The 26,035-nt window shown below is 62.1% G+C and carries 22 protein-coding genes; 16 read left to right on the plus strand and 6 right to left on the minus strand.

From position 1 onward, the window contains the following. Genes ACW9H9_RS06215 through ACW9H9_RS06225 form a run of 3 tightly spaced genes read right to left on the minus strand, consistent with a single transcriptional unit; the run spans position 1 to position 3,896 of the window. Positions 1–201, minus strand: coding sequence for a DUF1656 domain-containing protein (locus ACW9H9_RS06215; protein ID WP_457342191.1), 201 nt, complete (start codon positions 199–201; stop codon positions 1–3). Further along, complete coding sequence (locus ACW9H9_RS06220) at positions 191–2,374, minus strand: FUSC family protein (protein WP_457342190.1); 2,184 nt, start codon at positions 2,372–2,374, stop codon at positions 191–193. Before ACW9H9_RS06220 ends, ACW9H9_RS06215 begins: the two co-directional genes overlap by 11 nt. A 10-nt stretch (positions 2,375–2,384) precedes the next feature. Beyond that, positions 2,385–3,896, minus strand: a complete 1,512-nt coding sequence (locus tag ACW9H9_RS06225) for an efflux transporter outer membrane subunit (RefSeq protein WP_457342189.1) — start codon at positions 3,894–3,896, stop codon at positions 2,385–2,387. 180 nt (positions 3,897–4,076) lie between these two features. Between ACW9H9_RS06225 and ACW9H9_RS06230 the strand changes: the two genes are divergently transcribed. The 5 genes from ACW9H9_RS06230 to ACW9H9_RS06250 all read left to right on the plus strand — a co-directional run bounded on the left by ACW9H9_RS06230 (position 4,077) and on the right by ACW9H9_RS06250 (position 8,458). Further along, complete coding sequence (locus ACW9H9_RS06230; protein ID WP_457342188.1) at positions 4,077–5,045, plus strand: LysR family transcriptional regulator; 969 nt, start codon at positions 4,077–4,079, stop codon at positions 5,043–5,045. Positions 5,046–5,150: 105 nt separating this feature from the next. Beyond that, positions 5,151–6,125, plus strand: coding sequence for a 2-hydroxyacid dehydrogenase (locus tag ACW9H9_RS06235; RefSeq protein WP_457342187.1), 975 nt, complete (start codon positions 5,151–5,153; stop codon positions 6,123–6,125). Positions 6,126–6,218: 93 nt separating this feature from the next. Then, positions 6,219–7,121, plus strand: a complete 903-nt coding sequence (locus ACW9H9_RS06240; RefSeq protein ID WP_457342186.1) for a chemotaxis protein CheW — start codon at positions 6,219–6,221, stop codon at positions 7,119–7,121. 3 nt (positions 7,122–7,124) lie between these two features. After that, complete coding sequence (locus tag ACW9H9_RS06245) at positions 7,125–7,607, plus strand: GNAT family N-acetyltransferase (protein ID WP_457342185.1); 483 nt, start codon at positions 7,125–7,127, stop codon at positions 7,605–7,607. A 107-nt stretch (positions 7,608–7,714) separates the two neighbouring features. Next, positions 7,715–8,458 (plus strand): YkgJ family cysteine cluster protein, encoded by a 744-nt coding sequence (locus ACW9H9_RS06250; protein WP_457342184.1) that lies wholly within the window; start codon positions 7,715–7,717, stop codon positions 8,456–8,458. On the opposite strand, the gene ACW9H9_RS06255 is transcribed toward ACW9H9_RS06250, so the two are convergent. Continuing rightward, the gene (locus ACW9H9_RS06255; protein ID WP_457342183.1) at positions 8,436–9,638 is read right to left on the minus strand and encodes a transporter substrate-binding domain-containing protein; all 1,203 of its coding nucleotides are present in this window, start codon (positions 9,636–9,638) and stop codon (positions 8,436–8,438) included. The two genes, ACW9H9_RS06250 and ACW9H9_RS06255, sit on opposite strands and share 23 nt — an antisense overlap. Positions 9,639–9,805: 167 nt before the next feature. Further along, positions 9,806–10,048 (minus strand): hypothetical protein, encoded by a 243-nt coding sequence (locus ACW9H9_RS06260; protein WP_457342182.1) that lies wholly within the window; start codon positions 10,046–10,048, stop codon positions 9,806–9,808. Between the two features lie 229 nt (positions 10,049–10,277). Between ACW9H9_RS06260 and ACW9H9_RS06265 the strand changes: the two genes are divergently transcribed. The 4 genes from ACW9H9_RS06265 to ACW9H9_RS06280 are packed head-to-tail and all read left to right on the plus strand — an operon-like array spanning position 10,278 to position 16,579. After that, positions 10,278–11,444: an efflux RND transporter periplasmic adaptor subunit gene (locus ACW9H9_RS06265; protein ID WP_457342181.1), complete on the plus strand. Its 1,167-nt coding sequence runs from the start codon at positions 10,278–10,280 to the stop codon at positions 11,442–11,444. Continuing rightward, positions 11,441–14,539 carry a multidrug efflux RND transporter permease subunit gene (locus ACW9H9_RS06270; RefSeq protein WP_457342180.1) on the plus strand — a complete coding sequence of 1,033 codons (3,099 nt, stop codon included), beginning with the start codon at positions 11,441–11,443 and terminating at the stop codon, positions 14,537–14,539. The genes ACW9H9_RS06265 and ACW9H9_RS06270 overlap by 4 nt, the downstream gene beginning before the upstream one ends. Positions 14,540–14,547: 8 nt before the next feature. Continuing rightward, the gene (locus tag ACW9H9_RS06275; RefSeq protein ID WP_457342179.1) at positions 14,548–15,225 is read left to right on the plus strand and encodes a heavy metal response regulator transcription factor; all 678 of its coding nucleotides are present in this window, start codon (positions 14,548–14,550) and stop codon (positions 15,223–15,225) included. Continuing rightward, positions 15,215–16,579: a heavy metal sensor histidine kinase gene (locus ACW9H9_RS06280; RefSeq protein ID WP_457342178.1), complete on the plus strand. Its 1,365-nt coding sequence runs from the start codon at positions 15,215–15,217 to the stop codon at positions 16,577–16,579. Before ACW9H9_RS06275 ends, ACW9H9_RS06280 begins: the two co-directional genes overlap by 11 nt. Positions 16,580–16,733: 154 nt before the next feature. Here ACW9H9_RS06280 and ACW9H9_RS06285 read toward each other — a convergent pair whose 3' ends face one another. After that, positions 16,734–17,027, minus strand: coding sequence for a hypothetical protein (locus ACW9H9_RS06285; RefSeq protein WP_457342177.1), 294 nt, complete (start codon positions 17,025–17,027; stop codon positions 16,734–16,736). Positions 17,028–17,086: 59 nt separating this feature from the next. Here ACW9H9_RS06285 and ACW9H9_RS06290 point away from each other — a divergent pair, with 59 nt between their 5' ends. The 7 genes from ACW9H9_RS06290 (at position 17,087) to ACW9H9_RS06320 (ending at position 25,985) form a co-directional block, all read left to right on the plus strand. After that, positions 17,087–19,015: a type VI secretion system Vgr family protein gene (locus tag ACW9H9_RS06290; RefSeq protein ID WP_457342176.1), complete on the plus strand. Its 1,929-nt coding sequence runs from the start codon at positions 17,087–17,089 to the stop codon at positions 19,013–19,015. Beyond that, positions 19,012–19,866 (plus strand): DUF4123 domain-containing protein, encoded by an 855-nt coding sequence (locus ACW9H9_RS06295; protein WP_457342175.1) that lies wholly within the window; start codon positions 19,012–19,014, stop codon positions 19,864–19,866. The genes ACW9H9_RS06290 and ACW9H9_RS06295 overlap by 4 nt, the downstream gene beginning before the upstream one ends. Then, positions 19,863–20,615, plus strand: coding sequence for a hypothetical protein (locus tag ACW9H9_RS06300; RefSeq protein ID WP_457342174.1), 753 nt, complete (start codon positions 19,863–19,865; stop codon positions 20,613–20,615). The genes ACW9H9_RS06295 and ACW9H9_RS06300 overlap by 4 nt, the downstream gene beginning before the upstream one ends. A gap of 11 nt (positions 20,616–20,626) precedes the next feature. Continuing rightward, a complete protein-coding gene (locus tag ACW9H9_RS06305) occupies positions 20,627–21,406 on the plus strand; it encodes a hypothetical protein (RefSeq protein ID WP_457342173.1) in 780 nt (259 codons plus the stop codon). A gap of 11 nt (positions 21,407–21,417) precedes the next feature. Beyond that, positions 21,418–22,197, plus strand: a complete 780-nt coding sequence (locus ACW9H9_RS06310; RefSeq protein ID WP_457342172.1) for a hypothetical protein — start codon at positions 21,418–21,420, stop codon at positions 22,195–22,197. Between the two features lie 11 nt (positions 22,198–22,208). Further along, complete coding sequence (locus tag ACW9H9_RS06315; protein ID WP_457342171.1) at positions 22,209–24,407, plus strand: lipase family protein; 2,199 nt, start codon at positions 22,209–22,211, stop codon at positions 24,405–24,407. Between the two features lie 75 nt (positions 24,408–24,482). Next, on the plus strand, positions 24,483–25,985 hold the full coding sequence (locus ACW9H9_RS06320; RefSeq protein ID WP_457342170.1) for a sensor domain-containing diguanylate cyclase: 1,503 nt from the start codon (positions 24,483–24,485) through the stop codon (positions 25,983–25,985). Positions 25,986–26,035: the final 50 nt, after the last annotated feature.

The raw sequence follows: 26,035 nt of genomic DNA on the forward strand, positions 1-26,035 counted from the left end.
TCAACGGTAGACGGTCAGCGCCAGGGCGCCAAAAAGAGCAAAGAACAGGCTCAGGCGCAGCAGCGCCGGGTGCCAGAAAAACCGGTACAGGTCAAAGCCCGCCAGGCAGCGGTCAACGGCCCAGGCCAGCCCCGCCGCCACCAGAAACATCAGGGTCACGGTGGGCATGTACAGGCCATGAAAGGCGATCTCACGCGGCATCGAGGCTTCCTTGGGCCGCCAGCGCGGCCAGTGGCGATTGGGGGTCCAGCAAGGACGTGCGGATAAAGTGCAGGTAGCTTTTCACCCGGCGCAGGGGCGAGGTGTCGAAGTGCGGGGCAACGGGTTCATCGCTGGCCTGCACCTGGTTGATCGCCTGGTCCACCGCTATCAGCGCCCGCGAAAGGTTGCCGGCGCAGGGCTGCCGGAACAGGCGCACCAGCGCACGGCCCATCACGCGGATGGCCTGGCGCCACGGCTGGGACTCGGCGTACGCCGGGTGCATCGGCAGCGCAGCCTGCTCCTTGCGTAACTCAATCACGGCATGACCGACCTGCAGCACCACCAACATCCAGCGCAGCAGGTCGCGCTGCACCTGCGGTTGCCCGGTGGCGAACCCGTAGGCCTGGTGCAGCAGGTCGCGGGTGCGGCTTTCAAAACGCGAGGCCAGGCCCTTGAGGGCGCCGCTGATGGCAAACACCCCTTGCTCACGCACATCCTGCTCCAGGCGGCGCCACAGCCACGGGCTGTTGGGCGGCAGGATAATCGCCCCGGCCGCCGCACACACCAGCATGCCGATGACCATGCCCAGGTAGTCGTTGATAAAGGTGTAAGGGTCATAGACCGTGAGGTTGTCCGGCACCGAGCCAATGCTGAAAAAGATCAACAGCCCCATGCCGACCCCGACGTAGCGGGGCCGCGAGGTCATAAACGCGCCCAACACGATCACCGGGGTGAGCATCAGACACAACAGCGCGAACCCCTCGATATTGGGGAACACGAAGAACATTTCGACAAAGCCCGCGACGGCGCCGATCAACGCACCGCACGCCATCTGGAACGCCATGCGCTTGGGGTTGGACGAGGCCGCCGACAAGCCCACCGTTGCCGCGGCGACCAGGGTCATGGTGGCGCCGCTGGGCCAGGCCGTGGCCACCCAGTAACCGCCGAGCAGCAGCAGGATGAACGCGGCGCGCAACCCGGACGCGGCGCAGGCCAACCAGTTGGTCTTGGGGGTGTAGGGCTCGTTCCAGCGCTCGCGGTCGTGGCGGTGTTCGGCCAGGGACGCGTGGGTCTGCGCGTAGCTGTGCAAATCCTCGGCAAAGCGGTAGAGCAGCTCGAAGGCGGTGTGAAAATCCAACTGCGCGGCGTCGTCGGGCTGGCCTTGCTCAAAGGTGGCGCGCAGGCGGCGGACTTCGGCGGGCAGCGCGTCTTTATAACGGCTCACTTCAATGGCCAGGCGCGCAGCGTCGGGGGTGGTGAGAGCGCGAGCGGAAAAACCGTCGAGCAGCTCGGCCAGGGTGTGCAGCCCGGGTTGGACCGCCGCCTCCACGGTGTCGGCGCCGTCGCGACGCAGGCGTTCAAGCAACTGATGCAGGGCGTTGAAGCGGGTGGTGAGGCTCATGAACTCGCTGTTCATGCGCATCAAGCGGCCATTGCGCCGGCGCATGTGCGGGTCCTCGAACACCACCACGCTGCGCAGCCCTTCCAGCCCCACCGCTTCGGCGATGAAACGCACGTTGCTGCTTTCAAACCCCTCGCGCGGGTGGCGCCAGCGCAGGCCGTCGGTGACAAACCGCGCGAACAGGCCAAAACGCTGGTACAGGGCGTTGCGCATCGCCGCGCTGGCGGTTTGCGGCAGGATCGCGGCGCTGACCAGCGTGGAACACACGCTGCCCAAAGAGATCTCCAACACGCGCCACACCGCCGCCATAAAGGCGCCCTCCGGGTGCGCCAACACCGGCAGGCCGACCATGGCCGCGGTGTAGCCCGCCAACACAAAACCATAGGCGCGAAAGTTGCGGTGACGCGTGGCACCGGCCGTGCACAGGCCCACCCAGATCGCCAGCGCGCCCAAAAACAGCTCGGTGTTTTGCGCGAACAAAGCGATCAACAGCACCATCACCGCCGAGCCCGCCAGCGTGCCGAGAAAGCGGTAGACACTCTTGGCGAACACCTGGCCGCTTTGTGGCTGCATTACGATAAACACGGTGATCATCGCGGTGCGCGGTTGCGGCAACTCCAGGCGCATCGCCAGCCACAGCGTCAGAAACGCCGCGAGCAGCATCTTGAACAGGTACACCCAGGTCACGCCGTCGCTGCGCGCCCATTCAAAAAAGCCACGGCGCCATTCCAGGGAATGCAGCCAGCGCAGCGGTGCAGGCAGGGAAGTCATGGCGGTCTACTCAGTGGTCAAACACGGCGAGCGCCGCCGGGGGTTTGCCCGGCCGCGTCTGCGGGTCGGGCGGTACATCGCTGCCGGCCCCCAGGCCACCGCCCAGGGCGGTCACCAGGTCGGCATGCGCACTCAGGCGCGCCGCCTGCACCTGCTGTTGCACCTGTTGTTGGTGAAACAGCAGGGTCTGGGCGTTGAGCACATTGAGGTAGTCGGTGAGGCCGCGTTGATAGGCGACCATGGCGATGTCGTAGGTGTTTTGCGCCGAGGCCACCGACTGGGCCGCGAAGGTTTGCTGCGTGTCCATGGACGCGCGGCGGATCAATTGGTCGCTGATGCTTTTGAGAGCATTGACCAGGGTCTGGTTGTAGCGGGCGACCGCGATGTCATACCCAGCGCTGGCCTCGCCCAATTGTGCGCGCAGGCGGCCGCCGTCGAAGATCGGCAGGCTCAGGGCCGGGCCTGCGGTGTAGTTGGATTTCTTGCCCGCAAGAAACGTCAGCAGGCCGCCGCCGGTGGCCAGGTAGCCGAGGCTGCCCACCAGGTCGACGTTGGGGTAGAAACCGGCGCGAACCACGTCGATGCCCCGGGCCTGCGCCGCCACTTGCCAACGGCTGGCGACCACATCCGGGCGCTGGCCCAACAGCTCGGCGGGCAGGCGCGACGGCAATGTCAGGGGCGCGCCCAGCGACAGGCTGGGGCGCTGTAACTGCGCGCCCGCCCCCGGCCCTTTGCCCGCCAGCGCCGCCAACTGGTTACGGCTCAGGGCGATGGCTTCGTCCAGGGCATCAAGTTGGCGGTGGGTTTCCGGCAACGGCGCCTGGGCCTGGCTGACCTCCAGATGCGTGCCGATGCCCGCGGCCAGGCGTGTTTGCGTCAGGTCCAGAATCTGCTGTTGCTGGGCCAGGGTGGCGGCGACGATGTCGCGCTGGGCGAAGTGCAGCGACAGCTGAATATAGGCGCGCACCAGGTTGTCTTGTAATTCCAGCCGGGCCTGGCGCATCTGGGCGACGCTCAGGTGGGCCAGGTCCAGCGCCTGTTCGGTGGCGTTGCTTTCACGGCCCCACAGGTCGAGCGCGTAGCTCAGGCCCAGGGTGGCGTTGTTGTCCCAGGTGGTGGTGGTGCCCAACTCGCCCGGGCCGTAGTACTGATCGCCAGACCAGTTGTGGCGCTTGAGGGCGGCATCGGCATTAACCTGCAGCGACTCGGCAGACTCCGCCACCCCGGCCAGTGCCTGCGCCTGGCGCACACGAGCAGCGGCCATGGCCAGGCTCGGGTTGCCTTGCACGGCGTGATCGACCCAGCGGTCGAGCTGGGGGTCGCCATAGGCTCGCCACCACTGGGCGTCGGGCCAATGGGCGTCCCGGGTGGCGGTGTTGATTGACTCATCCGTTGCAAGGGTATTGGCGACGAGCGCCTTGCCTTGGGGGGCAATGCCGCCGGTTCCGATGCACCCGCTGACAGCTAACGATAAGGCCCAAACACTGAGAGTCTTCAGCTCTCTGCTGATGCGACGCGGCACTGCTGCGACTTCCTGAAGGTAGGGGGTGGCGATCGCGGCAATTCTAGGGGCGGGCCCGAATGGCGATAAGATGGCATTCCTGCGAATCTTTGTTACCGTTCGGGCGATAATCGCGGGCGTGGCATCACCGGGCGCTGCAACTTCGTGTCACAATTTGCCATCTCCCCTGAGAGCACCTTAATGGACACCTTGCAAAACATGCGCGCCTTCAGTTGCGTGGCCGAAGCCGGCAGTTTTACCGCCGCCGCCGTGCAACTGGACACCACCACCGCCAACGTCTCGCGCGCCGTCTCAAACCTTGAGGCGCACCTGCAAACCCGCTTGCTCAACCGCACCACTCGCCGTATCGCCCTCACCGAAGCCGGCAAGCGCTACTTGCTGCGGTGCGAGCAGATCCTGGCGTACGTCGAGGAAGCCGAAGCCGAGGCCAGCGACGCCCACGCCCGCCCCGCCGGGCAGCTCAAAGTGCACACCATGACCGGTATCGGCCAGCATTTTGTGATCGACGCCATCGCCCGCTACCGCCGCACCCACCCGGACGTGACCTTCGACCTGACCCTGGCCAACCGCGTGCCCGACCTGCTCGACGAGGGCTACGACGTATCCATCGTGCTCGCCAGCGAACTGCCGGACTCGGGCTTTGTGTCCCAGCGCCTGGGCATCACCTACAGCATCGCGTGCGCCTCACCCGCCTACGTCAAGGCCAACGGCTGCGCCCACCGCCCCAGCGACTTGCTCAACCACGCCTGCCTGCGCCTGGTGAGCCCGGTGGTGCAGTTGGACAAATGGTCGTTCAACGGGCCCGAGGGCCAGGAAAGCGTGGCCATCAACACCTCGCCCTTTTTGGTGAATTCGGCGGACGCGATGAAAACCGCGATCATCAGCGGCATGGGCGTCGGCCTGCTGCCGGTGTACGCGGCCATCGAAGCGCTGCGCAACGGCAGCCTGGTGCGCGTGATGCCCACCTACCGCTCCCAGGAGCTGAACCTGTACGCCATCTACCCCTCGCGTCAGTACCTGGATGCCAAGATCAAGACGTGGGTGGAATACCTGCGCGGCTCGTTGCCCGAGATCCTGGCCACGCACCAGGCCGAATTGGCCGCGTATGAACTGACCGGCGCATTGGGCGCAACCCGCATCGCCAACTGAGCCGGCCGTGGAGCCGGTGTCTGAGGGCGGTGCAATCCCCTGACAATCCCCCCCGGGAATGTTAGCGTGCTCACCATTGTTCCGTAGTCGATGAGCCCGCCCGCCATGAAAAAGACTGTCCTTGCCTTCAGCCGCGTCAACCCGCAGATGATCGAACGCCTGCAACAGGATTTCGACGTCATCGCCCCCAACCCCAAGCTCGGCGATATCAACGCGCAGTTCAACGAAGCCCTGCCGCATGCCCACGGGCTGATCGGGGTGGGGCGCAAGTTGGGCCGGGCGCAGTTGGAAGGCGCGGGCAAGCTAGAGGTGGTGTCCAGTGTGTCGGTGGGCTACGACAACTACGACGTGGCCTACTTCAACGAACGCGGGATCATGCTCACCAACACCCCGGACGTGCTCACCGAAAGCACCGCCGACCTGGCCTTTGCCTTGTTGATGAGCAGCGCGCGCCGGGTGGCCGAGCTGGACGCCTGGACCAAGGCCGGGCAGTGGACGGCCAGCGTCGGCGCGCCGCTGTTTGGCTGTGATGTGCACGGCAAGACCCTGGGCATCGTGGGCATGGGTAACATCGGCGCGGCCGTGGCCCGGCGGGGCCGGTTGGGCTTCAACATGCCGATCCTGTACAGCGGCAACAGCCGCAAGACCGCGCTGGAGCAGGAGTTGGGCGCGCAGTTTCGCAGCCTCGACCAGTTGCTGGCCGAGTCCGATTTTGTCTGCCTGGTGGTGCCGTTGAGCGACAAGACCCGCCACCTCATCAGCCACCGTGAGCTGGCGCTGATGAAGTCCAGCGCCATCTTGATCAACATCGCCCGCGGCCCGGTGGTGGATGAGCCCGCGCTGATCCAGGCCCTGCAAGACCAGCGCATTCGCGGCGCCGGGCTGGACGTGTACGAGCAGGAGCCGTTGGCCCAGTCGCCGCTGTTCCAGTTGAGCAACGCAGTGACCCTGCCGCACATCGGCTCGGCCACCCATGAAACCCGTGAAGCCATGGCCAACCGCGCCCTGGAAAACCTGCGCAGCGCCCTGCTGGGCCAGCGCCCGCGCGACCTGGTGAACCCCCAGGTGTGGAAAGGCTGAGGCCCGCCGACTTTCCAGGCCCAGGCCCTAAAGCCTGGGCCGCCGGGGTCGATAACCCTCTATAGATCGTCCTCCGTGACCCAGAAGGTTTTTATGTCCACCACCCAAGCCCGCGCAGACTCGCTCTCGCTGCTGCTGTTCACGCTGCGCAGCGGCAAGCTGATGGCAATCAACCTGCTCAAGGTCAGTGAAATCATCCCCTGCCCGCCGCTGACCAAGCTGCCGGAGTCGCACCCGCACGTCAAAGGCATCGCCACCCTGCGCGGCACGTCGCTGTCGGTGATCGACCTGAGCCGGGCGCTGGGCGAGCGGCCGCTGGAAGACCCCAACGGCGGCTGCCTGATCGTCACCGATGTGAGCCGCTCCAAGCAGGGCCTGCACGTGCAGGCGGTGAGCAAGATCGTGCACTGCCTGACCACCGACATCCGCCCGCCGCCTTACGGCTCGGGCGGCAACCGGGCCTTTATCACCGGGGTGACCCAGGTGGACGGCACGCTGGTGCAGGTGCTGGACATCGAAAAAGTCATCCACGGCATCGCCCCGGCACCCATCGAGGCGGCGCCCACCGACCTGACCATGGAAGAAGCCGAGGTGCTCGGCAACGCGCGCATCCTGGTGGTGGACGACAGCCAAGTGGCCCTGCAGCAATCGGTGCACACCCTGCGCAACCTGGGCCTTCAATGCCACACCGCCCGCAGCGCCAAAGAGGCCATCGACAGCCTGCTGGAACTGCAAGGCACCGCCGAGCAGATCAACATTGTGGTGTCGGACATCGAGATGTCCGAAATGGACGGCTACGCCCTCACCCGCACCCTGCGCGAAACCCCCGATTTCAAGGACCTGTACGTGCTGCTGCACACCTCGCTGGACAGTGCCATGAACAGCGAAAAAGCCCGCCTGGCCGGGGCCAATGCCGTGCTCACCAAGTTTTCCTCGCCGGACCTGACCCAGTGCCTGCTGGTCGCCGCGCAAACCGTCACCGAGCAGGGTATGTAAACGTTGGCCGAGTATTTCCAACTGCTGCGCCGCGACCTCACCACGCCACTGCCCACGCCCCATTGGCCAGCGGCGGTGCGGCTGGAGCATTACCGCGAGGAGTTGGCCCCGGCGATTCACGCCGTCCTGCGCCACACCCAAGACCAGGGCGGCGGCCGCGTCCCGCCGCTGGCGCAATGGCGCGAGCAGTTTACGAGCGACGCCGAGTTCGACCCCACGCTGTGCCTGGTGGCGAGCAACGCCGAGGGCATCCTGGGGGTGTCGCAATGCTGGACCAGTGCGTTCATCAAAAACCTGGCCGTACACCCCGCCGCCCAGGGGCAGGGGCTTGGCCGGGCGTTGCTGCTGCACACCTTTGCGGTGTTCAAGCAGCGCGGCGAGGCCTTTGTGGACCTCAAGGTGCTGGAGTCCAACACCCGGGCCCGGCGCTTGTATGAAAGCGCCGGCATGACGTTCGTTTTGCGCGGCCCCGCCCCCGCCGACTGAACGCGGTGGCGCGCAACTTGCTTTGCACAGGTCAGGACGGTGGATAGAGGCAAAAACCCGTCACCGTTCATGAGTGCCCTCTGACCTTGCCTGGTGACAGATCCTCCATGACTACCCACTTTTCCTGCGTCGGTTGCGGCAAATGCTGCAACGACCACCATGTGCCCCTCACCCTTGCAGAAGCCCGCCACTGGGCCGCGGACGGCGGTAACGTCATCGTCCTGGTGGAAGCGTTCCTCGCCGATGGCCTGGGGTTGCCCGAGGCACAACGCGAACATGCCGTGCGCCGTTCGGTGGTGGTGCCCAGCGGCAATATCCAGGCGTATGTGGCAATCACCTTTGCCGCTTACAACGCCGGGCCTTGCCGCAATCTTGACGCCGACAACCGCTGCGGCATCTATGAACGCCGCCCGCTGGTGTGCCGCATCTACCCGATGGAAATCAACCCGCACATCCCGCTGAACCAGGCCGCCAAGGACTGCCCGCCCGAATCCTGGGAACAGGGGCCGGCGTTGATCGTGGGCGGGCAATTGATGGACGCCGAACTGGCCGGTTTGATCCAGCAGTCGCGCCAGGCCGACCGTGACGACATCAAGGCCAAGGAAGCGATCTGCGCCCTGCTGGGCATTCGCACCACGGCGCTCAAGGGCGACGGGTTCACCGCTTATCTACCGGACATGGTGGCCTTTGCCCAAGCGATCGACCGTGTCGCCGACCAACCGTTCACGGCCAGTGAGTGGGTGTTTCATGTGTCGGGGCTGGAGATTGCCGAGCAGGTGCTGGACGCGGGCGCGCAACTGGTGACCGAGGCGCCGTCCAATTATGCGTTCATTCCCCTGCGGGCGGCGTGAGCCCAGGCCCGTCCTGGCTCAGGGCGATGCAGTCGATGGCGACCGCGCCTTTGCCCGGCAGGCGGCGCACGCCCTGGACACTGCGGGCCGGCAGGCGGTCGCTGGCGAAGTGACTCAAGTACACGGCGTCGACCTGCGCCAGGTCATCCAGGTCGGTGAGCAACAGCGTGCACCGCACCACCTGGTCCAGTGACGACTGATGCCGCTCCAGGATGTCGCCCAGCATGCTCATCGCCCGTTTCATTTGCGCCACCACGCCGCCCCGCACCGGGCGGCGCTGCTCGTCCAGCCCGAGGATGTCAGAGAGGTACAGCACGTTGCCCACCCTTACCACCTCGGAAAACGGCAGGCCTGAGCCGCCGGGGTAAAACTGTGGCGCGTCAGGGGTGAACGCCCCCGGGGCGGGCTCGTTCAGCAAGTACGGTTGCGCGATCCGCTGGTATTCGCCGTTCTGGCGCAGTTGTTCAAGCGCGCGATTGAGTTCGTCGCGCAGCGCCGGGTCGGATTTGCGCACGGCAATCGCTACACCATCGCCCAGTTGCTCGCCCGAAACAGCGGGGCCGAGGAAGTCGAAACCCTGGCCGTCCACGGTGTCGAGCAGTACTTCGCGGATTTCCAGGGTGCCTTGCAACGTGGCGTCGATGTCACCGGCCACCAGGCTGCGGACCAATTGGTCATTGAGCCAGAAACTCTTGATGATCACCCCCGCCGGTGCCCACTGCGCCAAGGCAAAGGCCTCGCGGTTACTGCCAGCCAGCACGCCCACACGCTGGCCCTTGAGCGAGCGCACGGTGGGAATCAGGCCCGAATGCCGACGGGCCACCAGGCGCGTAGTGAGCGGATAGAGGTCATCGGTAAAGTCGACCCACTGGCGCCGTTGCGGCGTGGGGGCCATGCCCATGATTGCGTCGAAACGTCGGGACTCCAGGGCGGCAACGCTGCCGACAAACACCTGGTCGACCCAGGTGCAGCGCACGTTGAGCTGCATGCACAAGGCGTTGCCCAGCTCGATGTTCAGCCCCACCAGTTGCCCCTGTTCATTGCGGCTTTCGTAAGGCGGGAACTGGGAGGCGATGGCAAAGCGGATTTCACGGCGCATCGGCTCACTGGCAACCGCTGAAGCGAACGCACCGATTAGCGGCAACAACACCCGTGCAACGCAGACCTGTAGCAGAGCCATGCAGACATCCTTTTCCTGAAAAGATCAGCCGCATCACGCCCCTGTGCCAGACCGACCCAGGAGGCGAATGCCGTGCAAGCTTTCAAGAAATGGCCGCCGACCTACAATACGAAAGATCGATGCAGCCTGTAGGTAATGATCGCTATTGCCCGCGAAATTTTACCCGCTCAGCGTTTACCCATCGAACGGCGCGTGCCCGGCGGCGCCATGCCCGGGGTTTTGGTGTGGCCGTTTTTGGCACCGTTTTTGTACCACGGCTGGCCTGCGGTTTTTTCACCGGCCAACTCGCCCGGTTTAAACGGGAACTTGAACGCGGGAATTTGAGCTTTGCCGGTGGGTTCAACACCGTCGGACGTCGCCTGCGCGTCCACTTCAACAGGTTCGACAGGCGGTTGGATCGGGGACGTCATGGGCAACTCCGGCGCGTAAAAGGGTGTAGGGGCGTGAGTATACCCGGGCCGCAAAGCGCAAGCTGCACGCATCGATCGGCAAATAGAGGCATGTGGCCATGCCAAACTGTCGCGGCTGTCAGTTAGGCGTCATGATGCTGACCGGATCACCACGTTATAAAGCAGACTCCCGACATCCAACTTGCAGCGTGCAGCGTAAAACCTGGCGCTGCGCCAACGGCGCTCTTGCATGCACATACAACAAAAACCGGTCTTGATCGTGGGCGTCCTGGTGGTACTGGCCGCAATCGCCTGGGGCGTGACCCGGCCGGCCAAGACCAAGCTCAGTGCCCCCACCGCCATTCCCGTGCGGGTGGTCAGCGTGACCCAACAGGACATCCCGCGCTTTGTCAGCGCGATCGGTTCGGTGCTGTCGTTGCACAGCGTGGTGATCCGTCCACAGGTGGACGGCATTCTCACCCGGCTGCTGGTCAAGGAAGGGCAGTGGGTCAAGGCCGGGGATTTGCTGGCCACCCTCGACGACCGTTCGATCCGCGCCAGCCTCGATCAGGCCAAGGCGCAACTGGGCGAAAACCAGGCGCAGTTGCAAGTCGCGCAGGTCAACCTCAAGCGCTACAAGGAACTGAGCGTGGACGATGGGGTGTCCAAGCAGACCTACGACCAGCAACAGGCACTGGTCAACCAGCTCAAGGCCACAGCCCAAGGCAACCAGGCCGCGATTGACTCGGCTCAGGTGCAGCTTTCCTACACGCAGATTCACTCCCCGGTCAGCGGTCGCGTAGGGATTCGCACGGTGGATGAAGGCAACTTCCTGCGCGCCAGCGACAGCCAAGGCCTGTTCTCCGTGACCCAGATCGACCCGATTGCCGTGGAGTTTTCCCTGCCGCAACACATGTTGCCGACCTTGCAACGCCTGATCGCCGCGCCGCAACCGGCCGATGTCAACGCCTACCTGGGCGCCGACACCGACGGCCAGACCGGTGACTTGCTAGGCGAAGGCCACCTGAGCCTGATCGACAACCAGATCAGCGGCACCACCGGCACCCTGCGGGCCAAGGCCGAATTCAGCAACGCGGCGCAAAAGCTCTGGCCCGGCCAATTGGTGACGGTGAAGATCCAGACCGCCCTCGACAAAAACGCCCTGGTCGTACCGCCCACCGTGGTCCAGCGCGGCCTGGACTCGCACTTTGTGTACCGGGTCAACGGCGACAAGGTCGAGATCGTGCCCGTGCAGGTGGTGTATCAGGACAGTGACCTGAACATCCTCAAGGGCGTGCAGGCCGGTGATGTGCTGGTGAGCGACGGCCAGTCGCGGCTCAAGGCCGGCGCCCAGGTGCAGGTGCTCAAGGAGCCACCGCAAGCGGTGCAGACCGTTGATGCGAAGGTGCAGCCATGACGGGCGGCAGTCGTTCACCGTCGGCCTGGTGCGTGGACCACCCGGTCGCCACCCTGTTGCTGACATTCGCCCTGGTGCTGCTCGGGCTGATTGCCTTCCCGCGGTTGCCGGTTGCCCCACTGCCAGAAGCGGAGTTTCCGACGATCCAGGTAACGGCCACCCTGCCCGGCGCTAGCCCCGACACCATGGCCTCCTCGGTCGCGACGCCCCTGGAAGTGCAATTCAGCGCCATCCCGGGCATGACCCAAATGACCTCCAGCAGTGCCTTGGGCTCAAGCCTGCTGACCCTGCAATTTACCCTCAACAAAAGCATCGACACCGCCGCGCAAGAAGTGCAGGCGGCGATCAACACCGCCGCCGGCAAGTTGCCCAAGGACATGCCGAGCCTGCCGACCTGGCGCAAGGTCAACCCGGCGGACAGCCCGGTGCTGATCCTCAGCGTCAACTCCAGCAACATGCCCGGCACCGAACTGAGTGACTACGTGGAAACCCTGCTGGCGCGGCAGATCAGCCAGATCGACGGCGTGGGCCAGATCAACATCACCGGCCAGCAGCGCCCGGCGATCCGCGTGCAGGCCTCGCCCGACCGCCTCGCCGCCATCGGCCTGACCTTGGCCGACGTGCGCGTGGCCATCCAGCAGTCGAGCCTGAACCTGGCCAAGGGTGCGCTGTATGGCCAGAACAGCGTCTCGACGCTGGCCACCAACGACCAGTTGTTTCACCCCGACGAATACGGCGACCTGATTGTGTCCTACAAGGACGGCGCCCCCGTTCAACTGCGCGATGTGGCCAAGGTGGTCAACGGTTCGGAAAACGCCTACGTGCAGGCCTGGTCCGGCGACACGCCGGGGGTCAACCTGGTGATTTCCCGTCAGCCCGGTGCCAACATCGTGGAGACGGTGGACCGCATCCAGGCCGAGTTGCCGCGCCTGGAAGCCATGTTGCCGGCCTCGGTGAAAGTCAGCGTGCTGACCGACCGCACCAAGACCATTCGCGCGTCCCTGCATGAAGTGGAAGTGACGCTGCTGATCGCCGTGTTGCTGGTGGTGGCGGTGATGGCGCTGTTCCTGCGCCAGTTGTCGGCGACGATGATTGTGTCCAGCGTGCTCGGCGTGTCGCTGATCGCCAGTTTTGCGCTGATGTACGTGATGGGGTTCAGCCTGAACAACCTGACCCTGGTGGCGATCGTGATCGCCGTGGGGTTTGTGGTGGACGACGCCATCGTGGTGGTGGAAAACATCCACCGCCACCTGGAAACCGGCATGGGCATGCGCGAGGCGGCCATCAAGGGGTCGGGCGAGATCGGTTTTACCGTGGTGTCCATCAGCTTCTCGCTGGTGGCGGCGTTTATCCCGCTGCTGTTCATGGGCGGCGTGGTCGGGCGGTTGTTTAAAGAGTTTGCGTTGACGGCGACCTCGACCATCCTGATTTCGGTGGTGGTTTCGCTCACCCTGGCCCCCACCCTGGCGGCGCTGTTCATGCGCGCGCCCAAGCACCATGACCACGACAAGCCGGGCTTCAGCGAACGCCTGCTGGCCGGTTATGCGCGCAACCTGCGCCGTGCCCTGGCCCACCAACGCACCATGGCGGCGATCTTTATCGTGACGCTGGCGCTGGCGGTGGTCGGCTACGTGTTTATCCCCAAGGGGTTCTTTCCGGTGCAAGACACCGGCTTTGTGCTGGGCACCAGCGAGGCGTCGGCCGATGTGTCGTTCCCCGACATGGTCGCCAAGCACAAGGCGCTGGCCGAGATCGTCAAGGACGACCCGGCCGTGGAAAGTTTTTCCCATTCGGTGGGCGTGACCGGCAGCAACCAGACCATCGCCAACGGGCGCTTCTGGATTGCCTTGAAAGACCGTGGCGATCGCGACGTGTCCGCCAGCCAGTTCATCGACCGCATCCGGCCCAAACTGGCCAAGGTGCCGGGCATCGTCTTGTACCTGCGCGCCGGGCAAGACATCAACTTGAGCTCCGGCCCCAGCCGCGCCCAATACCAATATGTGCTCAAGAGCAACGACGGGCCGACGCTGAACCTCTGGACCCAGCGCCTCACCGAGAAACTGCGGGCCAACCCTGCGTTTCGCGACCTGTCCAACGACCTGCAACTGGGCGGCAGCATCACCCACATCAGCATCGACCGCCAGGCCGCCGCGCGTTTCGGCCTGAGTGCCACCGATGTCGACCAGGCGTTGTATGACGCGTTCGGCCAGCGCCAGATCAACGAGTTCCAGACCGAGATCAACCAGTACCAGGTGGTGCTGGAGCTGGACACGCGGCAGCGGGGCAAGGCCGAAAGCCTGAATTATTTCTACCTGCGCTCCCCCCTGACCAACGAAATGGTGCCGCTGTCGGCGGTGGCCAAGGTCGATCCGCCCTCGGTCGGGCCGTTGTCCATCAGCCATGACGGCATGTTCCCGGCCGCCAACCTGTCGTTCAACCTGGCGCCCGGCGTGGCGCTGGGCGATGCGGTGATCATGCTCAACCAGGCCAAGAACGAGATCGGCATGCCGACCACCATCATCGGCAACTTCCAGGGCGCGGCGCAGGCGTTCCAGAGTTCGCTGGCCAGCCAGCCCTGGCTGATCCTCGCGGCGCTGGTGGCGGTCTACATTATTCTGGGTGTGCTGTACGAAAGCTTCGTGCACCCGCTGACGATTATTTCCACCTTGCCGTCAGCCGGGCTCGGGGCGCTGATCCTGCTGTGGCTGTTGGGGCAGGACTTTTCGATCATGGCGCTGATCGGGCTGGTGCTGCTGATCGGTATCGTGAAGAAAAACGGCATCCTGATGATCGACTTTGCGCTGGAAGCCCAGCGTGTGCGGGGCCTGTCGCCCGAGGACGCCATTTATGAGGCCTGCGTGACGCGGTTCCGGCCCATTATCATGACCACCCTCGCCGCCCTGCTCGGCGCCGTACCGCTGATGCTCGGCGCAGGCCCCGGCGCAGAAATGCGCCAGCCATTGGGCATCGCGGTGGTCGGCGGGTTGCTGGTGAGCCAGGCGCTGACGCTGTTTACGACGCCGGTCATATACTTGTACCTCGAGAAGTTTTTCCACAGACCCAAGCCGGCGCTTGAGCCTGCGACTACACACTGAGGCGGGTCATGCGCGTTCTGATTATTGAAGACGAAGAAAAAACGGCCGATTACCTGCACCGGGGCCTGACCGAGCAGGGTTACAACGTCGACGTCGCCCGTGAAGGGGTCGAAGGCTTGCACCTGGCGCTGGAGAACGATTACGCGGTGATCGTGCTCGACGTGATGCTGCCCGGCCTTGACGGCTTTGGCGTGCTGCGCGCACTGAGGGCGCGCAAGCAGACGCCGGTGATCATGCTCACCGCCCGCGAACGTGTCGAAGACCGCATCCGCGGCCTGCGCGAGGGCGCCGACGATTACCTGGGCAAACCGTTTTCCTTCCTTGAGCTGGTGGCGCGCCTGCAAGCGCTGACCCGGCGCAGCGGCGGCCATGAGCCGGTGCAGGTGACCATCGCCGACCTGTGGATCGACCTGATCAGCCGCAAGGCCAGCCGCAACGGCGTGCGCCTGGATCTTACCGCCAAGGAGTTCTCGCTGCTCAGCGTGCTGGCGCGGCGCCAGGGCGAGATCCTGTCGAAAACCTCGATTGCCGAAATGGTCTGGGACATCAATTTCGACAGCGACGCCAACGTGGTCGAAGTCGCGATCAAGCGCCTGCGGGCCAAGCTCGACGGGCCGTTCGACACCAAGCTGTTGCACACCATTCGCGGCATGGGCTACGTGCTGGAGAACCGCAGTGTCGAGTAATTCCATCGCCCTGCGCCTGAGCGGCATGTTCACGCTGGTGGCGCTGCTGGTGTTCCTGCTGATCGGCGGCGCGTTGTACCGGCAGGTGGAACATGGCCTGGACGTGCTGCCGGGCGCGGAGCTGGACGCGCGCTACAGCGTGCTGGAGTCATCGGTGAACCGCTTTGGCACGCAGGACCACTGGGTGAAAATCGCCGCCAAACTCAAGCTGCTGAGCGAAGAAGACAAGCGCATCCGCTTTTGGGTGGTCAGCGATGACCCGACCTACGAATACGGCAACCCGGACCCGCTGATCCGCGCCTTCGCCACGGGCCCCACCGGCAAGCGCGACTTGCGCCTGCCCGGCTATGACTTCCCCTTTAAAGTGCTGCTGACCCAGTTTCCCGCCAAGGACCAACGCCCGCCGCTGCGCTTCATGATCGCCATCGACACCGAAAATTTCCGCCACACCCAGCATCAATTGTTGATGGCATTGATTGGCCTGGCGTTTTTGGGCGTGGCGCTGGCGTCGGTGCTGGGGTTCTGGGTGGCGCGTATCGGCCTCAAGCCGTTGATCAAACTGTCGGACGAAGCGCAAAAACTGGCACCGCCCAAGCTCTCCGGCCGCCTGCAACTGTCGCCGTTGCCGCCGGAGCTCAAGCAGTTCGTCAACTCGTTCAACTCAACGCTTGAGCGCGTGGAACAGGCCTACTCGCGCCTGGAGTCGTTCAACGCCGATGTGGCCCACGAGCTGCGCTCGCCGCTGACCAACCTGATCGGCCAGACCCAGGTCGCGCTGACGCGTGGGCGTTCGGCGGAGCATTATTTCGAGGTGCTGCAATCCAACCTCGAAGAGCTGGAACGGCTGCGCTCGATCATCAATGACATGCTGTTTCTGGCCAGCGCCGACCAGGGCAGCAAGGCGACCAAACTGACGCAAAGCTCGTTGGCCGACGAAGTGGCCACCACCCTGGATTACCTGGACTTTATTTTTGAAGACGCCCAGGTCCAGGTGCAGGTGCACGGCGATGCCCATGTGCAGATCGAAAAAGCCCATATGCGCCGGGCGCTGATCAACCTGTTGAGCAATGCGGTGCAGCACACGGCGGCAGGGTCGGTGATCGACGTGAGCATACAAACCCGGGAGCATCAGGTGGAAATCGCGGTGACCAACCCCGGGGAGGCGATTGCCAGCGAGCACCTGCCGCGCCTGTTCGAGCGCTTCTACCGGGTGGACGCATCGCGCAGCAACAGCGGCGCCAACCACGGGCTGGGCCTGGCGATTGTGAAGGCGATCGCCTTGATGCACGGCGGCGATGTGTTCGTGCGCAGCGAACAGGGCGGCAATACCTTCGGCATTACGCTTCCGGTGTAGCCCTTCCCCACGCCCTCCACCCGAGCGACTGTTGCGCCCCAGGCAACAGTTATTATCTTGTTACACTCTATATCCGCCCGCTCAGCTGCGTTAATTTGTCGCATCGATGAGCCGCGCGGTATCCCAAGCGCGCTGCCCGCCTGTTTCCCTCGACTTATTTCCAGGGCTCTACACTGGGAATCTGTTCAAAGCCGCTGACTTCAGCGGCTTTTTTTTGCGCCCAAAAACCCCGGTGCGCCAGGCTGAAAAAACCGCTGGTCGGCACGCGCGCATTGCTTGCGTTTGGCGCAACGATTGCCCCTTCCCCCAAGCCTCTGCGCCGCGTGTTTTCAAGCGTTGCCGGGGGTGCGCCGACCCCGAAATGCTTTTTCCTACTTAAAGATCCCTCAGGTTTACAGGAAGCGTCTGGCATCGATTTTTTGGCCGCTTTGTTAGCGTGCCCTGCCATCAGCGCTCATCCCTTACAGGCCGCGCTGCTATTTCCTTCCTCGGCGCAAGGACACGCTTATGTTCGAACCGGCCAATACTGTGCGCTTCGCGTTACTCATTCCGTCTGTTCGCCACGACTTTCAGGTGTTGAGTTTCAAGGGCACCGAAAGGATCAGTGGCCTGTATGCGATCTGCATCACGCTGGTCAGCGAGTCTGCTGCCGTGGACCTGGAAAGCCTGCTGAGCCAGCCGGCGTTTCTGCAGTTCGGCCCCGCAGGCGAGGGTATCCACGGGCACATCGAAGAGGTGTGCGTGGGCGAGTCCGGCACGCGCCTGACCCGCTATCACCTGAAACTGGTGCCCTTCCTGCACTATTTGAAGTTCAGCCGCGACCAGCGGATTTTCCAACATTTGACCTCGCCCCAGATCATCGCCCTCGTGCTCAAGCGCCACGGGATCCAGAGCGATGCCTACCGCTTTCATGTGGGCGCCCGCCCCGAGCGCGAGTACTGCACGCAGTACGCAGAGAGTGATTTGGCGTTTATCCAGCGGCTGTGCAGCGAAGACGGGATCGCTTGGCATCACCAGCACAGCGCCGAGCGTCATTTATTGGTGTTCACCGACGACCAGACGTTTTTCCCGACGCTGGGCCAAACGCCCTACCGGCCCGGCAGCGGCCTGGTCGAGCAGGAGCCGGTCGTGCATCGGTTCGCCATGACCTTCAGCACGCGCACCAGCAGCACCACGCGCCGAGGTTACGACCTGAAGCGGCCGCGCCTGCGCCAGGAAAGCCGGTTCAGCGCCGACTTTCAGCCTGCGCTTGAGGACTACCGCTACCCGCTGCGCATCGAAAACGAGCAACACGGCAGGCAACTGGCCCGCCAGGCCCTTGAGCGCCATCGCGCCGACTATCAATTAGCCAAGGGCAAAAGCACGCAGACGCTGTTGCGCAGCGGGCACTTTTTTCACCTGACCGATCACCCGCGTGAGCCCTGCAACGATTTGTGGCTATTGCTCAAGGTCAAGCATGAAGGCAAGCAACCCCAGGTGCTCGAAGAAGCCATGCCCCACGCCAGGAGCGGGTTCACCCAGGGTTACCGCAACCGCTTCAGCGCCACGCCGTGGGACGTGACTTACCGGCCTCCTCAGGTGGCGCGCAAAACGGCATGGGCGAGTCAGACCGCCCGCGTGACCGGGCCCGCCGGGGAGGAAATCTTCTGTGATGAGTGGGGCCGCGTAAAGGTCGAGTTTCATTGGGACCGCGCCGGGCTTGGCAACGAGCGCAGCAGTTGCTGGCTGCGGGTGTCATCCGGCTGGGCCGGGGATGGATTCGGCGCGGTCACCGTCCCGCGTGTCGGCATGGAAGTGGTGGTGACCTACCTCGAAGGCGATCCCGACCAGCCATTGATCACCGGCTGCGTGGCCAACCAGTCCACCTTGCCGCCCTACCCCTTGCCTGCCCACAAGACCAGGACCGTGCTGCGCAGCCAGAGCTCACCGGCCAATGGTGGCTACAGCGAGCTGTCGATCGAGGACCGTGCCGGGCAGGAGAAAATCTACCTGCGGGCCCAACGCGACCTGCAACAGCAGGTCGGGAATGACAGCCACCTGGACGTCGGCAACGACCGCCGGGCGATCATCAACGGCGACGACGCCACATACGTCACCCGCAGCAGCCACACCCGCGCCGGCCAGACGCTGGTGGCCGAAGCGGGGCAGCAAGTGCACCTCAAGGCCGGGGCCCACATCGTCATAGAGGCCGGTGCCAGCATCACCCTGAAAGGGGGCAGCGAGCACCTGGTGATCGGCCCGGGCGGGATTTTCAGCAGCACCACGATCGAACTCGGCGGCGCGCCCAGCCCCCACCAGACCCACCCAGCCTCCCCGCTCCCGGCGCCCGCGCAACGGGCTCTGATGCAGGCGAGCAAAGCCCTGGTGCCCGACTTCTGCCCGATCTGCGAGGCCTGTGAAAACGGCCTTTGCCTACCTCAAGGAACCTCAACATGACGCCAACCGTTGCCCGGCAATGGGTCACCGACCAGCTCAGACTCGACCATTGCCTATGCCTGATCCTGGACGCCCTGCAGGAACCCGACGCACGCCGTGCCCTGCTGAGCGAGGGCCAGCCCGACACCTACCGCAGCGTGTACAGCGAAACACCGGCGGCAAGCCTTGAGGACGTGGGACCGTTGATCTTTCTGATCAGCAGCGCGGCCAACCCACACCTGCACGAACTGCTCGAGCACCCCGCACGCAACTGGGGCTGGCTGGCCAGCATCCACCGAGGCCAGTTGGCGGCGCTCACGGCGCATTGGCGCGACCGCGTGTTAAGCGGCGAGCGCCCTGACCAGGCGCTGTACCGGTTTCACGATAACCGCGTACTTGCACGCGCCCTGGCCTACCTGCCTGAAACCGCACGGGCGGCGTACCTGGGGCCGGCGATCAGCGTGTGTTACTGGCACGACGATACCTGGCACACCGCCGACAACCCCGCGCCCGGCCAGTACCCCCTGCCCGCCGAGCCACCGTGGCTGCACGTGCCCCTGCCCGAAGACCGGGCGCTGGCGGTGCTGCACCGCAATATCTACCGCTACCTGTGGGCAGAACACAGCGACGCCCTGCGACGACTCGGCCAGCACCAGGACCCCAGTGCCTGGCTGACCGAACACCTTTTACTGGCCCGGCAATGGGGATGGCACACCCCTCAGCAACTGCACTTTCTGGTGATCAACCGACTTTATGACGTCGACCACGTTCGCGTCCGACGCTGGCTGCCCGATCACGGTGAAACAGCCGACGCCCATTACCAACGAATTTTTAATGAGGTGCAATTTTGGTCGCAGGGGTCCACCACATGAACAACCGATGGCGAGTGCTCGTGACGCTTTTAATGGGCTGGACGGTATCAGGGTGCTCAAGCTGGCAAACCGAGTACGTCACGCTTCAAACCCAGATACCCGACAACTTCACGGTGACGCCGGTGGTGTATTACGAATCGGCCTCCGATAAACCGTGTTGGGACCGTAGAGCGGTCTTGGGCGAACCTGTAAAGGCCTATAAGCCCTTTGAATACAAATTGCCGCTGACAGAGTTTGTGAGCGGGTGCTCCATGCGTTTGAAAAGCGTGGTTCTTCATATAGAAGGGCAATGGGACAAGCGTGAATTGGACATGAGTTTGCAACGCGCAGGCTTATCCATAAAAGACCGGTTACCCGCGACCACCGAGGCGCTTTCCGAGCCCAGCCCGATGATATTTCAAGGCCAGTGCCGCTGGTACTTCCGCACCAAAGGCCCCAGACGGTTTATCAGAAAAATCCTGGAATGCCGCAAGCTGGATGAAAAGGGCGTAGAACAAAAAAGTTTGCCCGGTGGAAGCCTGCAACGGGATCAACTTGCGGGGAAAACAGTGACATTCAAATTGACGGTAGCCGATGAGGAACTGCCTTACTTTGGGCCTTACTGGATTAACACCGCCAAGGGCTGGAAACCTTGCAAAGGTAATTGGGGGCGTGACATGGAAGAGCTTTGTATCACACCGCCACAATTCAAAACTTTTAAAATGCCCGATGGGCGCGACTGCACGGTTTATCCGAATTGCACTGAATAAGGATAGGCGTAATGAACCAGCCTACAAACATTCGCCAAGTGAAAGTGCGTGCTCTACGTGCCATAGCTGTTTTTACCAGCCTGCTGCTATCGAGCTGCTCGATGATGCAAACAGATAACTTTACGTTTCAAGCTGAATTACCAGATGATTTTCTTGTTACGCCAGTGGCGTATTACGAATCGCTGACCGAAAAGAAATGCACTATCAAGAAAGAGATTCAAGGCAGCCAATTGGAGGACTCAAAAAAAGAAGTGTTCAAGGTCCCACTGTCAGACACGACACGCGGATGCAAAATGACGTTAAAAAGCGTTTTTTGGCAAATAGAAGGAAAATGGGGACCGCGAGACATCGATATTGGCTTTCAACGATCCGGCTTAACGATACGTGATGTACCTTCTGAAACGACCCGCGTATTTCCTGCCAGTGGCCCTCTGGTCTTTCAAGGCCAGTGCAAGTGGTACTTTCGCACGGCGGGGCCCTATCGCTATATCGTAAAAATCCTCGAATGCCGCGGCTTGGATGCAGATGGCATCGTGGAAAAGAGCCTGCCGGGTGGGTCGATACCACGCGATCAATTGCCGGGAAAGACGGTGGTATTGAACTTAAGGATGGCCGAGGAGGAAGCGCCTTACTATGGCCCGTATTGGATTAAAACAGACAAGGGCTGGAAACCTTGCAAAGGTAATTGGGAAACCAACAATGAGGAACGCTGCGTAACGCCGCCTCAATTCAGAGATTTCAAAATGCCCGACGGGCGTAATTGCACTGTTTATCCAAATTGCACTGAATAAGGACATGCGCAATGAACCAACCTAAAAACATTCGCCAGGTTAAAGTACGTGCTCTACGTGCCATAGCTGCTTTTACCAGCCTGCTGCTATCGGGCTGTTCGATGATGCAAACAGATAACTTTACGTTTCAGGCTGAATTACCGGATGATTTTTTTGTTACACCAGTGGCGTATTACGAGTCGCTGACAGAGAAAAAATGCACTATCAAGAAAGAGATTCAGAGCAGTCAGTTAAAAGACTCAAAAAAAGAGGTGTTCAAACTTCCCCTATCAGACACCACGCGCGGCTGCAAAATGACACTGAAAAGCGTTCTTTTGCAAATAGAGGGAAAATGGGGAAAGCAAGAGCTTGATATGGATTTGCAGAGGGCCAGCTTAACGATACGCGATGTTCCTACTGAAACGACTCGCTTATTTCCAGCCAGCGGCCCTCTTATTTTTCAAGGGCAGTGCAAATGGTACTTCCGCACAATGGGGCCCTATCGCTATATCGTAAAAATCCTCGAATGCCGCGGCGTGGATGCAGATGGCATCGTGGAAAAGAGCCTGCCGGGTGGGTCGATACCGCGCGATCAATTGCCGGGAAAGACGGTGGTATTGAAATTAAGGATGGCCGAGGAGGAAGAGCCTTACTTTGGCCCGTACTGGATTAAAACAGACAAGGGTTGGAAACCTTGCAAAGGTAATTGGGGGAGAGATATCGAGGAGCGCTGTGTTACGCCACCTCAGTTCAAAAATTTTAAAATGCCCGACGGGCGCGATTGCACTGTTTATCCAAACTGCACTGAATGAGGAGATGGACAATGTATTCATATAAACTCTTGGATGATCGGGAAAAACTGGCATTCCGCGATAACATACTCGCCTGCCCGCTAAAAGGTCATTGGTTAAGCTTTCAATTGGTAGACGAGTTCGGGGATGGGAAGCCCTACGCAGGGCTGCGCTATATCATTGAGGACAGTGCCCAACAACAATACAGCGGCAGCCTGGATGCACAAGGGGTTGGAAAACTTGAAAACTGCCACCGAGGGCCCGTCGTCTTAACACTTACAAATGCTTACTCAAGCGGAGACGAATTTTACGCGGACCTTATGCTTCGCAAATCGTACCAGCTCCCCTTGACCGAACTGCAAGTGCGCGCGGAGGAAACCCGCTTTTTCCATAAGGATGGAGCCCGCATTGAACACAATCCGGCAAATAAAGGAGATGCTGAATTCATTCAGGTCGAAGTACGCGACCTGGTAAAACATGGCGCGCATTTGCCGCCTGTTGTAAATCGCCGGTATCCTCCTAACGAAATGCTGATCAAAGCAATCAGCGAACTGGGGTTTACTCCCGCCCCAACGGAGCTGTTCGGTGTGGGGTTGATGCCTAACCGGCACACGGTGCTGGAGGTTAGGCCAATGAGGGCGTTCAGGCCGCTGTTATCGACGGACAATACCTTCAGCGCCTTGAACCTCTATCAACTCGCAGTCATGGCCAACTTGAGCTATTCGGATTTTGGTCAAAGCCCTGATAAAAACCCTGTGGACTGCGTTAGTTTCCCACTGGAACCCAGCGTTGGAAATTTCTTTGGTGAGGCGCTTTCAAACTACCGGGAACAATGGAAGGTAGACACCGCCCAATCGTCCGTCACCCGCTACTATCCGTTGCACGAGGAGGTTCCCTATTCAAAACGTTTTGAAGTACTGCCTTTTGATCCAACACTCTACGAGCAAAACAAGCCTGGCGAAACTCAAGAGCATCCTGCAAATCTGCATTTTTTTGATGACACTCAAAAAAAATTGTTCAACGGGAAAAGCACGCAAGCTTTTATCACCCATCACGACGAAATAATATTAATCGCGATTCGTGGAACGTTGGAATTAGCAGACTGGTGGAGAGACGCGGATGCCGAACAAGTTTCATTTGAAGAAGGAATTGGAAAGGTTCATAACGGCTTTTACGATGCATACAAAGGATTGAAGAAATTTATTCAATCTTACTTACAAAGATTTCGTACCAACCAAAAAATCATAATTTCTGGCCATAGTTTAGGTGGTGCTATCGCCCTACTGCTGGCTGAAGCATTACGACGTGAGGAGAAACAAAACTACGACATCCTGCTCTACACCTACGGCTCCCCCCGCGTCGGCGACGCCACCTTCGTCGCGGCAGCCGCCCCGCTCGTCCATCACCGAATCGTCAACAATAACGACATGATCCCCAGTGTGCCCGCGCCCTGGATGAATGCGCGCCGCACCGTCTGGATTCCGGGCCTGGGTTCTCTGTTTATCACCAACCCGGTGCTGGGCCTCCTGATCTTTGCGGTGGGCCTGGTGCGTGTCGGCGGCGCGCCTTATCAGCACCATGGCGAGCTGCACCACTTCATGCCCGTGAAATTCAATGGCCGCGAAACCTCGTCCATTCTGTGGAAGCCCGGCTGCGCCTCCATCGAAGAGGCCGCCTGTACCCGGGCGCTTGCCATCAACGGCGACTTGCCCTTTCGGGGCGGCTTGATCGCCCAGGTCATGAGCTTGGGCGATCACAGCATTCCCCACGCCTATATCCCACTGTGCTGGGCGAGCTTGCGGCGTTGGCAGCAGACCCAGGAAAGCGGTCGAACCGTGGTCACAGAGCGTGAGTACAGGCTGGTGGCCACAGCGCTGGAGACGATGCGCAGCAAGGTCCAGGACGAACGCAAACAGACCATGGACACCCAGGCTTATTACAACAATGACCCCGACTATCAGCGAGCGGTCGCTGAGTTGTCCGAAGAATCGCAAAACCTGAGGACGTCACTGCAACGCCTGAAAACGTTGCACGAACGTCGCCTGACCTTGATTGACGTGTACGGCAGCGCCGCGCAGTCGGCCGGCCTGGAAACAACCGTTGAGCGCTGGAAGGGCAAACGCGAAAACACCGCCGCTGTACAAATCGCGATGATTCCACAGCCCGATGATGAGAACGGACTGTTTGTAGTCGGTCGGCCCGCCGACCTGGACATCGACTCGATTATCTAGCGCCCCTGCAAGTCGTCTCCTGACGCGGTGTACACGTACTAAGCTCAAGGCATCTTCAACGCAGAAGTACGCCTGATGAGCCCAAGCACCACCCGCCTCTCCCGCGCTACCCGTCGTCCGGAACGCCTGCTGATGCTCGGCTGCTGTGTCACGGTGCTGTTGATCATCGCGGTGGTCGCGTGGCTGCTGACCCGCGAGCACACCAATGCGCTGCAATCGGCGCAGCGCTCGGCCAGTAACATCACGCAGTTGATCGACGCCGATGTGCTGCGCAATGTCGAGTTGTATGACTTGGCCCTCAAGGGCCTGATCGCCGCCACCGAGCGCAGTGATTTGCAGGGGGTGTCCAACAACATCCGTCACCTGGTGCTGTTCGACCGCTCGCAGGCCGCACCGTACAAAGGCGACATTCTGCTGCTCGACCGCACCGGCAATGTGGTGGCCGACTCCTCGCTGCTCACGCCCAAAGCCGATAACTTCGCCGACCGCGATTATTTCCAGGCCCATCAGAACAGCCCGGATGTCGGGTTGTTTATCAGCCGTCCGTTCATGGCCCGCTGCGTGTGCAATGACCCGTGGCGTATCGCGTTCAGCCGCCGGGTGTCGTCCTCAGACGGGCAATTTAAGGGGGTGGCGGTGGCGTCGATGCGCCTGTCTTACTTCTACCAGCTGTTTAATAGCCTGCACATTGGCAGCAACAGCACGGTCAACCTGATCAACCATCAGGGCATTCTGCTGGCCCAGCACCCGTTGCTGGAGCAACAGTGGGTGGGCAAGGACTTGAGCGGGCGCCCCAACGTGGCGCGCATCCTGCGCGAGCGCGACGGCAGCTTCAGTGGCGTCTCCAGCATCGATGGCGTGCGGCGGCTCTACACCTTTTCGACGGTGGGCAATTTGCCGCTGACCGTGGTCGTGGCGCTGTCCAGCGATGAGGTGTTCGATGGCTGGAAACGCGCGGCCTTGTTGATCAGCGGGGCAACCGGGCTGTTGTGCATCGGCCTGTTGTGGCTGACCTGGATGCTCACCCAGGAACTGCGTCGGCGCCAGCGGGCCGAGCGGGTGTTGTCGGAACTGGCCGCCACGGACGCACTCACCGGGCTGGCCAACCGCCGCACCCTGGACCAGCGCCTGCGCCTGGAGTGGGACCGCGCCCAACGTTCGGCCGAACCGCTGACGCTGCTGATGATCGACGTCGACCACTTCAAGGCGTTCAACGACCAGCATGGCCATCGGCGCGGTGACGAGGCGCTGCGCAACGTGGCGCAGGTGATCAACAGCAATATCCGCCGCCCCGCGGACCTGGCCGCCCGCTACGGTGGCGAGGAGTTCGCGGTGGTGCTGCCCCATACCGACAGCGACGGCGCGCTGCTCATCGCCGAACACATTCGCAGCAGCGTTGAGCGCCTGCCCCGTCTGGCGGGAGAGACGCAACCGATCACCGTCAGCATCGGCCTCGCGACTTGGGATAAACGCAGCCGCACGGCCCTGGAAGATTTGTTGCTCAGCGCCGACCGCGCCTTGTATGAAGCCAAGCACAGCGGGCGCAACCGTATCATCGATGCAAAATCGCTGACATAGAGTAGGAGGCGGATTCACATCCGCCGTCCTCTCACACCACCGTACGTACG

Source organism: Pseudomonas sp. SDO5215_S409, assembly GCF_054071325.1.